Raw genomic sequence first — 13,770 nt, forward strand, 5'->3', positions numbered from 1 at the left:
CGTGGTGTGCACCACTGTCTCGACGTCGCCGGGAGGCGTGGTCAAGACAGCGTCCACGATGCCCGAACGGTCGTTCGCGAATTTTCGGTTCTGCACGCTGACTCTCGCAGCTCGTGCAAGCGACCGCCTCGGAGTGGACAGCCGCGCCGCCTGAGAGCGTCCGGAGTGCGCCCGGTGCGCGTCGGGTACGCAGGGGTCGCGCTGTCGGAGTGCCCCGAACTTATGGCATGCTATCGGACAGCGGTACAGCCGACGCGGCTGACGCGTCCCGCCCAGCGGGTACGCTGCTCCCGCGCTCTAGCCCGAAGGCATCTCAAAATGATGGCCCGCCGGCCTTGTTTTGAAATGTCTCCCTGCTCCCGGACCCACTCCCGTGCGAACCGGTCCGGCCTGCGTCGCGGCTATGTTTCCGCACTCGCACTTACAGGGACAACAATATGAGTGGTTACGGTTTTCTTTTCAGTATTCTTTTGCTGGTGCTGGCAAGCGCCTTCTTTTCCGCTGCCGAAATCTCGCTCACTGCGGCCAAGCGCACCAAACTTCAGGTGCTCATGGAGAAGGGCGACGAGCAAGCCGTCAAAGTGCTCGCGCTCAAGGAACAGCCGGGCAATTTCTTCACCGTCGTTCAGATCGGCGTGAATGCCGTCGCCGTGCTCGGCGGTGTGCTCGGCGAAAGCTTCCTCACCAGCTACCTGTTCAATTGGCTCTCGCCATTCACCGACGAAGCACTCGCCCTGCGACTGGCCGGTATCGGATCGTTCCTGTTCATCACGATCGCCTTCATCCAGTTCGCCGATCTGATTCCGAAGCGTCTCGCCATGGTCAATCCTGAGCGCGTCGCGATGGCCATCATCGATCCGATGCTGCTTTGCCTGAAAATCCTGCGTCCTTTGGTCTACGTCTTCAACGGCGTAGCGAACCTGTTTTTGCGCATGTTCAAACTGCCGACCCATGCGATCGACAACATCACGTCGGAAGACATCGCAGCCATGGTCGGTGCCGGTGCGCAGGCTGGCGTGCTGCGCAAGCAGGAACTGCATCTGATCGAGAACGTGTTCGAACTGGAGTCACGCACCGTTGGCTCGGTCATGACCTTCCGCGACGACGTGGTGTACTTCACCATCGCCGAAGACGAGCGCAGCATCCGTCAGAAAATCACGGAAAGTCCGCATTCGAAGTATCTCGTGTGTCGCGACGAAATCGACAACGTGCTCGGTTACGTCGACTCGAAGGACCTGCTCCAGCGCATTGCGAGCGAAGACCTCTCCAGCGTGATCCGCAATCTGGATCGTCTCTACGCCAAGAAACTGCTGGTGATTCCGGACACGCTCAATCTGTCCGAAGCGCTGGCACGCTTTAAGGAAACCCGCGAAGGCTTCGCCGTCATCATCAACGAGTACGGTCTGGTGGTCGGTGTGGTGACGCTTAACGACATCGTTGGCGCCCTCATGGGCGATGTCGTCCACCCGGCCGACGAAGACCAGATCGTGCAACGTGACGAGCACTCATGGCTTGTCGATGGTGTCACGTCCGTCGAGGACGTGAAAAAGGCGCTCGATATCGACGAACTCCCCGGTGAGGGCGAGTTCGAGACCATCGCCGGGTTCATGATCTATCAGCTCAAGCGCATTCCGAAGAAGTCGGAAGCCACCGAAGCGGCGGGCTACAAGTTCGAAGTGGTCGACATCGACAACTACAAGATCGACCAGTTGCTCGTCACCCGCATCGGTGCCGTCGCCGAGGCTGCTATCGCAGCGGCAAAGCTGAACGCGAATCCGTCGGAGAATCAGACATCGTAGCCAGCACCTCCGTCAGACGGTCGGTCAGACCGCCATCGCGCTGCGTCGGGCGCGCGATGGCCGAGGCGATCACCGGCCACGGCGCATACAGCCACGCCTCCCGGCGCGCACGCGTGACTCCCGTATAGATCAGTTCTCGCGATAGCACCCGGCTCGCCTGCTCCGGCAGCACAATCGCCACACGCTCGAATTCCGATCCCTGCGACTTGTGAATCGTCATCGCGAACGCCGTTTCGTGCGCGGGCAAACTTGCAGGCGAGTAAAGGCGATAGCCACCGTCCGGCGTGGCGAACGTCACACGCAACGTGCCGGAAGGACCTAGAGGCAACGCAATGCCGATATCGCCGTTGAAGAGGTTCAGCGCGTATTCGTTCTGCGTCACAAGCACCGGACGCCCCGCAAACCACGCGCCGCCCCCCGCACCCAACGCCACGCCCGCACGACGCGCCAGCAGCGCCGTCAGTTGTGCGCCGAGAAACTCGACGCCCCGTCGGCCGCCCCGCGTCGCGCACAGCACGCGAAACTTCCCAAAAGCAGCAAAGACAGGCTGAGCGACCATCGCAATGTCTGCCGTCGTGGCCGCAGCGGGATCGCCTAACTGTTCAATCGTCGAAAAAGCCTGAGCGAGCGCATCAAGGTATTCGCCGTAGCCATCGGCCAGCGCGTTGAGTGTGGCTGGCGACAACTGAATTCCGCCATCTTCGCTTAGCAGCACGCGGTCCACCGAGTCGGCTTCGGCGTGTGCGGCACTCGCTCCTCGTCCGGTATTCGTGCGGCCGGACACGCTCTCGGCAACAGTGAACTCCTTACGGGCATCGATGACCTTCCCTGTCTTGATGGCCGTGGCCAGACGGCCAATCGCCGAGTTCGCGCCAAAGCGATAGGTGCGCTCCAGCCAGACGACGGCGTCCTCCAAACCGCGTCGCGCCTGACCTTGCGCCGTCGGCACAGCGCTCGATTTCGACACGCTGGCGCCGCTCACGGCCAGCGGGCCCGAGGTAGGTAAGTCGTTTGACGGCCAGCCGAGCGCCGACAGCAACTGCATGCGCATCGATGGCGAAAACCCTCGTTGGGCGCTCAGTTCACCGAACACCGCTCCCGCCTCGACGGCCGCCAACTGATCCTTGTCGCCCAGCAATACCAGACGCGCCCCCTCCGGCACCGCTTCCAGCAGTTGCGTCGCCATCGACAAATCGATCATGGACGCTTCGTCCACCACGATCAGGTCATAGGGCAACGGGTTGCCTGCGTGATGACGAAAGCGTCGCCCGACCTGCTCCGCCGACTCCGGCAATACACCGAGCAGTCGATGCAACGTCACCGCTGCTTCGGGGAGCGCGAGTCGCACGGTTTCCGGCAAGTCCTGACGTGCCGTCAAAGCTTCCTGCATACGCTGCGCCGCTTTACCGGTGGGTGCCGCCAGCGCAACGCGCAGGTTGGCATCGCGCTCGAGCAGACAGGCAATCAGACCGACGACCGTGGTGGTCTTCCCCGTTCCCGGGCCGCCGCTGAGCACGACCAGCGAGCGTTGCAATGCGAGGGCCGCCGCCGCCATTTGCCAATTCGGCTCGCGCTGGCCTTCCGGCGAAAGCAACACGCCGTCGCTGAAGTAGCGCTGCAAGCGCTTGTGGTCTTCCTCCGTGATCGCCGAAGTCGATGCAGTCGATGCTGACATCGCTTCGCCGCTCAGGGTCAGTTTTCGTCCCAGCGCGAGGGCAAGGCGCGCTTCGTAGTGATAGTAGCGAGCCAGATACAGACGGTCCTGATCGTCGAGCAAGAGCGGATAGGCGTCTGCCTGCACATCGCCCGTGAGTACATGTGCGAGGCTGGCCGGCGCACACAAGCCGCTTGCGAAGAGCGCATCTCGCCAGACCGACAACGCAGGCGCGTCACCGGGAAACAGCTCGCCGCTGGCCTGTTCGTCGAGCAGGTTGTCGAGTGGCACGCAAACGTGGCCTTCCGACGTCGCGAGGCTCACTTCGAGCGCCGCCCGCCGAACGTAGCGGCACGTAACCTCGTCGGCCCCGTTCCCTCGCGCGAGCAATCCCATGCGACGCGCGAAACCTTGTGCAAGTCGCACCACGCCGCTGTCCGCCAGTGGTGCCCCGGACGCATCGCCCATATGGCGTCTATCGCTCATGCGTCCTCCTCGTCGGTCCCGGCCGATGCGCCTTGCGTGTCCAGCGAGAGCGCCTGAGCCAGCGCCGCGTTTTCACCCGCGGCGAACAGTCCATCGAGTGCGTCGACCATTTCCCGCGAAGGCTTGTCGAAGAAAACCCCCGGGACTTCATCTCCGGCGAGGTGCGCGCTGGCCCAATCCGGGCGCACGCCGCGCACAAACAAATAGAGGCTGCCGCCCATATCGCGGTCGTAATCGTAATCAGGTAAGCGACGCCGCAAAAAACGATGCAGCGCCAGCGTGTAAAGCAAGTACTGCAGGTGATAGCCGTGTTCGGCCATGGCCTCGCGCAAGCCGTCGCCGCCGTAGTTCTCGGGGGCGGTGCCGAGGTAGTTTGACTTCCAGTCGAGAATCCACCATTGACCGCCGTGACGGAACACCAGATCGATGAAGCCTTTGAGATAGCCTCGCAGGACCGTCGCGTCCAGCGGTAGATCGGGATAGCCGAACTGGCGCAACAGGCCACGCAGTGCGTCGAGCGAGACCGCATCCGCCGGGTACGTGAACTCCATCTCGGTAAGACGCTCGGCCAGCGAGACATCCGCCAGTTGCATGCCGGGGCGCAACGGCGTGGCGAGCGTGTCGCTCAACATGTTCGTCATCATGGCGCGCCACGTGTCGTTTTGCTCCGCGCCACGTCCCGGTGGACGTTCGCGCAGCGCCCGCGACACCGCATGCGGCCACTGGGCACGCGACTGAAAGTCCGCCAGTTCGAACACTCGGTGCAAGCTCTCCCCGGCAGCCGGGCCACGCGGAAAGCGAAGAATGTCGTCCGCGGGCGGCCACGCGTCATCGCCTTCCGGCGGCAACGCAAACGTCGGTCCCGCATTGGCTTGCGCGTCGTAATCGGGACGCGTGCGTTCCGGTGCACTCAACTGGCCACCACTGAGTTGCGGTCCGGTGTGCATACCTGCAAGCAACCCAGAAAAGCTGCCGATGCGCCATGCTTCGCGCAAGGCTCGCGTACTCGCGCGCGTGGTCAGTTCCGGCGCGGCGTCGTGCACGATACGCGTGTCGCCGTCGAGCGCATCGCCCACTGGCAATGGCACGACGTCAAATGGCCCGCCAACGAGCGCCTTCCATGCCAGGCGAATCGCCTCGACGCGCTCATCGGCATCGATGGTCGAAGCGATCCAAGCGTCGAACGCCGTCCCTTGCCCGGCCGCAAGCCAGTTGAGCATGCCGCCGCACGCCTCCTTCACGCTACGACGCGACGAATAGATGCCCGCTGCGAGATAGCAGCGGTACACCGCGCGCGTCAGCGCGACGTACAGCAGGCGTGCCTGCTCTGCCGATTGCTCCTGCCGCAACGCGGCAGCGGCAGGTGATCCCTTGCCTGCCGCGTCGGTAAAGTCAATGACGGCCGTAGCACCATCGTGGTACTCCAGACCTTCGAGACCTCCGCCGTCGCGCACTGAACCGTCCCAAAGGAACGGGCAGAACACGACACCATACTCAAGCCCCTTCGATTTGTGGACGGTCACGATCTGGACCAGATTCTGATCCGACTCCAGGCGCAACTGAGCCTCCTCGCCTCCGCTGGCATTGCGCTGCGACGCCAGCCAGCGCAGCAGCGCGGGCATGCCCGGCTGCTCTGCCCATCGCGCTTGTGCAAGCTCAGCCAGATGCATGAAGTTGGTCAGACGACGCTCTCCACCGGGCTGCGCAACCAACCGTGCCGCAAGTCCAAGCTCGCGCATGAGCGTGCGCCACATCGCGGAGAACCCACGATCCGTCCACAACTGACGATACCGTTGCAGGCGCTCGATCCACGCGATCGCCTCCGCATCGGAAGCATCGCTTGTCTGCATGCGGTAAAGCGCCGTGGCATCGAGTCCGAACAACTCTGTCGCGAGTGCTGCGCGAAGGGCTCGAACATCGCCCGGCGCCTCCACCGCACGAAGCACACGCAGCAAGGTTTCCGCCTCTTCGCTCGCGAATACCGAGTCCTGCGTCAACTCCACGCTCCCTACCGCGTGTTCGGCGAGCATCGATTTCATCAGCGCGCCCTGACGGTGCGTCTGCACGATCACGGCAATATCGCCAGGTGCGAGCGGCTCATCGCCGACCAGTACCTCGCCGCGCGACGCCCCCGCCAGCAAGCGCGCCACTTCGGCCGCCGTTGCGCGGGCGCACGCTTGCTGCGCCTCGTCCTTGGGTAGCGGCTCGTCGGCGTCGGGCAGCCACCAGACCGTAAAGTCGGCGACGTCCCGCACGTCCGTCAAGGGAGGACGACGACGCGTGCCCGAACGCACCGGTGGGTACGCCAGCCCGTCAAGTACGAACGCACGATCATTGGCACCGAACAAGCGGTTACCGGCTTCGATGATGGCAGGCGTCGAGCGCTGATTGACGGCAAGCGTGTACGCCGCGTCGGCGTTCTCGCGCGCGGCCAGATAAGTGTGCAGATCCGCCGCACGGAAACTGTAAATGGCCTGCTTGGGATCGCCGACCATGAACATCGGGCCGCGCCCACTGGCCGACAGCATTTGTTCCGTTGCTTCGCCCGAGGCGCCCTCCGATGCCGCTGCCCGATGTCCGTACACGGCACTAAAAATGGCGAATTGCAGCGGATCGGTATCCTGGAATTCGTCGATCAGTGCGCACGGATAGCGCTCGCGCAACGCGTCCGCCAGATCGGGATGCTGATTCAGCGCGCGCGCGATATTGCCAAGCAGGTCGTCGAACGACACCACGCGCAGTTCGCGCTTGCGCAGCGCCAACTGTTCCGGCGCCTGCATCAGCCACTCACGCAGGATTCGCAGCCACTGCATCGCGTAGCGCTCGTCGGCATCCGCGCGCGCCCGAACGAGTACGTCCGCCATTTCAAAGAAGCGATGGTCGGGAGGCGTCTCCCCCTTCCTGATGTCCTTGGCGAGTCGCGTTGTCGTCAGCAACTCGGCCTTCGGCCCCAGCAATGCACCGGCGTCTCGCGCGCCAAGATATCGCTGCCATGCCGAGACGGCCTGCGGGAGCGACGTCTCGTTGTAGATATTCTTCTTGTAGGAAGGCAGTACTGCGCGCATCAGGTCGGCAATCACCGATGCCTCAGCTTCCCAGCACTCGCACGCTGCCAAATATGTCGCCAGCAACGCCGAATCGGGCGACGCTTGCGCATCGCTTTGCACGGCCTCCGGCCAACGCAACTCGGACATCGGCTTCTTCAGACGACGCGCCAATTGATCCGTAAGCGTGCCCGGCGAACGCTTGCGGTCCACCAGCCATGCGGCGAAGTTGTCATCCTGTCCCGCCATCGGCTCAACGACGCGACGCCAGAACTCCACGGCCAGATCGTGACGCACGCCGTTGTCGTCCGGCACCAACTCATAAGCAAATGGCAGCCCGGCAGCAAACGGCACTTCGGCGAGTGCTCGCTGGCAGAAACCGTGGATGGTGTGAATCGACGCCTGATCGAAACCGCGCAACGCACGCTGGAGGCATTCGCGAATGGCCTTCGGCGACATCTCTCCACGCTCGATCAGCCCGGCGATCATCACGTTGAACAAGGGATCGTCGCTGGCGTCCGGATCGAAGTCGGGGAAGTCGTCTTCGTCCTCGTCGCCGCCCTCGCCTCCGTCCTCGTCCTCATCGAAGACCGGGGCCATCGCTGCGACCAGTCCGGCGAGACGTCCACGAATCCGTTCACGCAATTCTGCCGTTGCGGCATTCGTGAACGTCACGACTAAAATCTGCTCGACGGTCAGTTGCTTCTCAAGCAACAACCGTACATAGAGCGCGCAGATGTTCCACGTCTTGCCCGTACCGGCAGAGGCTTCGATCAGGCAGACACCATCGAGATCGCAACCGAAGACGTCGAGGTCGATGAGCTGCGTCATGCGCCCTCCACGATTTCAAGGTGGTGCACCATCGGCCCGAACATCGTGTTCGCCAGCAAGTCGAACGGCGACGTCAGCGGGTCTTCCACACCCCGCCAGATCAGCTTGGTATAGGGATCGTCGGCATCGCCGCGAGCGAATGCAGAGCCGGACCACGCGCTTTCGGCATCTGTCATTTTTCCGGTACTCGCCAGTTTCCACGCGCTCCGCACAAAGAACGGCAACGGCCGGGTCTGGCCAAGGCGATACAACGCCACCCATTGCGCGAGCAGTGCCGCCGCATCGTCCACGGGTCGCAGCGCAAATGTCTCGTCCTCTCCATACCAGAGCGTTCGTGGTGCGACCTCAAGCCCCGCATGTTCCGGTTGCTGCAAATGTGCACATAGCGCGAGGTGGGCGAGCCAGGCGGCAAGCAGATCGCTCGGACGCATGCTGCCATAGCGATACATGACGAGTCCGTGGCGCGACACCGGGGCCAGACGCCCTTGCAGCAAGCAGTCTGCGCACAGCGTCGCATCGCCGTGCCAGATCGCATCCGTCGAAGCCGTCCACGACGGTGGGAGCGAGGGCTTGAGCGACAACGTCACGAGCAATTCCTGTGTGCCCTCCGCCTGCGCTTCTCTCACTTGCGTAGCCAGTGCGCGTAACCCGCCGAGTTCACGTCGACGCCATACCGCCCCCGTCGCACCGCCTGGCAGCTCATGACTGACGTTCGCGATGCGCTCGATCGCCGCCGCCTGAGCTCGCGAATCCTGAGCGTCATCGCGCAACAGTCGCGGCAGCAGCCGCGCGGCGAGCGCGTCGCGCCCCGACCAGTCGAGTACGAACGGCTCTTCGTCTTCGACTTCGGTGAGCATTTCGCCGAGCGACAGGCCTAGCCGGTCGCGCGCCCACGCCCGCCCCGGGTGACGCCAGAAGCGCAGCAGGTCGTCCAGCGTAAGATGCGTTTGCACGATGGCGGGCAATGGCTCATTGACGAACGGCGTTGCGGCTGCGTCCGGTGCAGGGGATGCCAACTGACCCACCAGTTGCTGAGCAGCCTCGCCGTTAGCAACGTCATAGCTGTACAACGACGGCTCACGTCCATCGAAGTACGCGGGTGAGAACGGTTGAAGCGGATGCAGGACAACAAGCGTCTCACGAGCTTTGCGTTGCTCGTCGAGGTCGAATCCCTGCGATACCGGCGCGAGCAACTGTCCCGTGAAATCCAGCAATTCGTCCACGGCGGTGGACGGTGGCAACGGCGCGTTATCGCGAACGCTTCGCCCCGTATAGGTGATGAGAAAGCGGTCCTGCGCACTCAGCATCAAATCGAGGAACAGATTGCGCTCGTCATCGCGGCGCTGACGGTCGCCACGTTGTGGCAGCGCACGCATGAGATCGAACTCGTCGGCGCGCAAGCGCCCGGGCAACACGCCATCGTCCATGCCGATCATGCAGACCACGCGGTATGGCAACAGACGCAAGCTCGGAATCGCGGCGAACGTGACGCGTCCCGACGGTACCCCGCCGCGTGTCGGATCGTCGAGCGCGTCGGCCAGCACGCGCGCTACCACTTCCACCGGCACGCGCACCTCAGGCGCACCGTCGGCAATGGCCGTGCCGATTTGTTCGATCGCCATACGCACTTCGGCGACGTCATCGGCAAAACGTGGCTCATCCGAGAAGAACTGTTCCAACATTGCCAGCAACTGATCGCGCCACGCGAGGCCGGTCCGCTCGGTCTGGAGCGACACCGCCGTCATATCGAGATCGTCGATCAGCCGCGCCAGTTGCCCCAGCAACTCGGCCCTGCCGCCTTCGATTCCGCCGACAGGCAGCCAGTCGTCAACTGGCATGGCGTCGTCCGGCAAGGCATAGCCGAGGAACAGGCGCATCATGGCGTCGCCCAGCGTATGGCGCTCCAAGGCAGGAGGTACGCCAGCACCGGCTCCGGCCACCGCGCCATCACGTGACGTCTGTCCGGCACCGTCAAGCCGCAACAAGGCGTCTCCGCGCCAGCCCCGGCGTGCGCCGGCACTGTGCAGCCAGTTCTGAATGGCGTCGAGCACATTGCCGCCCAGGTCGTAACGCTGCGCTACTGCCTCTGTGCGTGCGAGTTCGACAAGGCTCGACGCCGCCACCCGCTGCTGCGGCAATGCCAGAATCGACGCGAAGGCACGTGCGACAGGGTTGGTCCGCGTCGGCGGCAGGCCGGTTACCAGATAAGGAATGCGGGGCGTTGCGGTGCCGAACACCGCGTCGATGAGCGGTGCCGCACGGCCAAGGTCCGGCACGGTAATCAGCACATCGTCGGGACGCAGATCGGGAATTTCGTCGAAGCACGCCAGCAGGCGGTCGTGCAGAACCTCGATCTGACGCGCAAGGCTATGGCAGACATGCACCTGCACCGAGCCATCGGCCGCGACACCGTCGGGTGCGCCATGACGACCATCGTCCAGGGAAAGAATGCCGTTCTGCAAGGCAGCCAGCAGCGTGGGCGCTGGATTCGGCTGAAACAACGCCCGGTCCTCCACCGCCTGCGGCGCAAGATCCGCGTATAACGCATCGATGTGCGACTGCGTCTGCCGTCCCCATTCCGCCAGCAACGGGTGCCCCACCTCGCGGTGGGCTTTGCCGTCACGTTGGGTCAGATACGACAGCCGAGACGGCGGCACGATGTCGAACCAGTAGCTCTCGCAGGGATTGAGGACATAAAGATGCACGTCGATCAGGCGGGACATGGCCTTGAGCAATGCCATCGAAAGCGGCGGCATCGACGACAGCGCGAACACGCAAACCCGGGACGGCCAGCCGACCGGAACCGCCTCCGGCGTGAGCTGTTCGATCCGGTCGATGGCCCGCAGCGTCGGATGGCGCTCGCGAATCTCCAGATGCGCCAGCACCTGCCGCCACAAAGCGCTTTGCCAAGCCTCGTCGGCACGCTGGACGTCGCCCCAGGTCGTCGACGCCCCCGGCGAAATAACTTCGCCGGATTGCCACCGTTCCAGCCAGTCCGGCCGGTAAGTCAGGTATTGATCGTAAATGTGGGCAAGTCGGTCGGCCAACTCGAACCGCATGACGTCGTCTGCTCCGGCCAGATAACCGGCCAGCCGCGGCGACGCCTCCACCCACGGCTGCGCGAGACACTGATACAGCGGCCAGACCAGCCGGTCGGGCGCGAACGGCGAACTTTCCGGCACGGTGAGCAGTTTGCCTGCCATGTCCCAGAGCCATTGCGCCAGATACGTCAGGCGGACGTTTGCACACACGCCGAAGACGTCCGCATAGTCCAGTTCGAGCCGGCGGCGCACAGCCACGCTGGGCACCACGATGGTTTCCGTCTCAAAGGGATTCCCCGCCCCCGACGACGCGTCAGGTGCCTGTGCGATGTCGCGCAACAGGGCGGCTTCGAGCGTGGTGAACCGGTTGGAGAAGAATAGATGGAGCATGCGGGCGTGGCGGCTTAGCGAGTCTGTTCGCAAGCATAACAAATGCCCTGTGCCAAAGCCTATCGGACAGATCCGAAAGCTCACCCCGTCATGGGTGACGGCGACCCAACGCCACGCGCGGCGTGCACGACCGGCCTCCATCGGCGGCCCGCGTGTAACCGGCGGTATCCCCACTTCGCGGCACGCCGGGCATCGGCTAGACTCTCACTGCGCCGCGCCCTACCCCATCGCGCGGTCGGCTTTGCAGCGGAACCCTCGCACCCGACGCATGGACTACCAGACCGATATCAAGAAGTTTCTCTATAGCCACTACTTTTTCAGCGGCACCCGGCAGGCAGTCGGCGTCATCCTGCCTGCGCTCGTCCTGTTCTGGGGGATGGATCAGCACCTGCTCGGCATCGAGGTCGCCTCCGGCGCGCTCTGCGCGAGCGTGGTCGACATCAACGGGCCGCTGCGTCACAAGCACACCGAACTGCTGAGCTGCACACTCCTCGGCGCGCTGACGGTCCTGATCACCGGTATGGCGACGGCCGCACAGCCATGGCAACTCTGGATCACCTCGTTGATTCTGACGTTCGGTCTGTCGATGCTTGTGGTCTATGGGTTGCGCGCGTCGCTCGTCAGTTTCGCCTGTCTCATGATGATGGTCCTCAACGTCGAAGCGGACCTCACGCGCCATCAGGCGGTGCTCGATGCCGGAGCCGTGCTGGCCGGGGGGCTTTGGTACACCTATTTCAGCCTGTTCGTCTGTCGCATCTGGTGGTTTCGCATCGAGCAGCAAACGCTCGCGGAGTGCTTCTTTGTCACGTCCGAGTATCTGGAAGCTAAAGCGGCCTTCTACGATACGTCGACCGATATCGACGATTGCTACCGCCGTCTGATCGCGGCACAAGTCAATGTGGTGGAAAAACAGCAGGCGGCGCGCGAGATCATTCTGCGCAACCTGCCCCGGCTGCGCATCGGTGCGCTGGAACCACGCCGCACCATGCTGTTCAATCTGTTCATCAACATCGTCGATCTGCATGAGACGGTGGTGTCGGTGCATACCGACTATCCGATGCTGCGCCGCGAGTTCGCCGACAACGACGTGCTGCTGTTCTTCCGCGACATGATCCGCAAGATCGCCATCGAAGTGGACGCGATTGGCTACGCCATTGCGACCAACGAGCCCTCGCGGGCACAACGCAGCTGGCGCGCAGAATTCCGGGCCATCGAGTACGAAATCGAACTGATGCGCAAGCAGTCGCTGCAACAGAAGTCCCCGGAAGCCTATCAGGCGCTCACCAGCACGTTCCGTCGTGTGTGGAGCACCACGCGTATCGTCGAGCGGATGCACCGCAACACCGATGTGAGCACGGCCGGCAGCGCGACCGAAGTGCAGATCGATCAGGCCCTGCAACGCTTTACGTCGCGACAGAGCTTTTCTCCGAAACTTCTCTGGAAAAATCTGACTTTTTCGTCGCCGAGTTTCCGTCACGCGTTGCGAGTGACGATCGCCATCGCCGCCGGGCTGCTCATCTGCGAAAACTGGTCGTTGCTCGCCGGGCAGGATCACAGCTACTGGGTACTGCTCACGATCATCGTGATTTTGAAGCCGGGTTTCAGCCTGACGAAGCAGAAGAACGCGCAGCGTCTGACCGGCACGCTGATCGGCTGCGTGAGCGTGCTGGTAATTCTCTCCTTCGTTCACAAGGCCTGGATCCTGCTCGCCCTCATGTTCTTCTGCATGGTCATGGGCAACAGCCTGTCGTTGTTCAACTACGGCCTCTCGGTTGTCTTTATGTCGTCGTACGTGCTGCTGCTGTTCCACTTCCTGTTGCCGGGCTCGCTCTCGGTGATCGGCGAGCGCGCCATCGATACGCTGATCGGATCGGCCATCGCGCTGGTGTGTTCGTATCTGTTCCCGTATTGGGAATACCGGTTGATGGGGCCGCTGATCCGCAATGCGGTGCAGTCCACGCGCACCTATCTCGAGTCGAGCGCCGCACTAGACGGAAAACGCGACGACTTCGCCTATCGCATGGCGCGCAAGGACATGCACATTGCCTTCGGGAATTTCGGTGCCGCCTTCAAGCGGATGATGCTGGAACCGAAGTCCAAGCAGGTCGCGGTTGCCGAGCTGAACGATTTGCTGGTGCAGAACCACGTGATGGCGTCGTACATCACGGGCCTGTCGGATGTGCTGCCGCGACAGATCGCGGCAGACAAGAGCGGGGAGTTGGGGCAGGTGGTTGCCGCGATCAGCGACCTGCTTTCGCAAGCGGTCGCCGCACCGGCGGCGTCCGTGCCGACAGACACGCAAGCCGCCACCGAAGCGATGCGCGATTACACGAAGCGTCTCGATGCCCTGGTCGTCGCGCAGGAGCAGCAACCGGACGCTGTCGACGCGCACGTGCAGGAGATCAAGCAGGTCGTGCATCAGCTCAAACAGATGTTGCGCGCGGGTGAGCTGATTCTGCGCGACATGCGGGCGATTCGTCTGCCCGCTTGAACCCGTGATAGCGCGCGCCGGACCGGTTCGCTTG

General features: G+C 63.3%; 5 protein-coding genes. 2 read left to right on the forward strand and 3 right to left on the reverse strand.

Going from position 1 to position 13,770, the window contains the following annotated elements; translation table 11 throughout:
* Window positions 1-437: 437 nt before the first annotated feature.
* A complete protein-coding gene (gene paeA, locus NTU39_RS20695; protein WP_257958451.1) occupies window positions 438-1,799 on the forward strand; it encodes a polyamine export protein PaeA in 1,362 nt (453 codons plus the stop codon).
* On the opposite strand, the gene recD is transcribed toward paeA, so the two are convergent.
* The 3 genes from recD to recC are packed head-to-tail and all read right to left on the reverse strand — an operon-like array spanning window position 1,747 to window position 11,245.
* Window positions 1,747-3,939 carry an exodeoxyribonuclease V subunit alpha gene (gene recD, locus NTU39_RS20700; RefSeq protein WP_257958452.1) on the reverse strand — a complete coding sequence of 731 codons (2,193 nt, stop codon included), beginning with the start codon at window positions 3,937-3,939 and terminating at the stop codon, window positions 1,747-1,749. The genes paeA and recD overlap by 53 nt on opposite strands.
* On the reverse strand, window positions 3,936-7,814 hold the full coding sequence (recB, locus tag NTU39_RS20705; RefSeq protein ID WP_257958453.1) for an exodeoxyribonuclease V subunit beta: 3,879 nt from the start codon (window positions 7,812-7,814) through the stop codon (window positions 3,936-3,938). Before recB ends, recD begins: the two co-directional genes overlap by 4 nt.
* The gene (gene recC, locus NTU39_RS20710) at window positions 7,811-11,245 is read right to left on the reverse strand and encodes an exodeoxyribonuclease V subunit gamma (RefSeq protein ID WP_257958454.1); all 3,435 of its coding nucleotides are present in this window, start codon (window positions 11,243-11,245) and stop codon (window positions 7,811-7,813) included. Before recC ends, recB begins: the two co-directional genes overlap by 4 nt.
* 268 nt (window positions 11,246-11,513) lie before the next feature.
* Here recC and NTU39_RS20715 point away from each other — a divergent pair, with 268 nt between their 5' ends.
* Complete coding sequence (locus tag NTU39_RS20715) at window positions 11,514-13,736, forward strand: FUSC family protein (RefSeq protein ID WP_150664310.1); 2,223 nt, start codon at window positions 11,514-11,516, stop codon at window positions 13,734-13,736.
* The last annotated feature ends 34 nt before the right edge of the window (window positions 13,737-13,770 follow it).

It is taken from the genome of Pandoraea commovens (assembly GCF_024704525.1).
Classification (GTDB): domain Bacteria; phylum Pseudomonadota; class Gammaproteobacteria; order Burkholderiales; family Burkholderiaceae; genus Pandoraea; species Pandoraea commovens.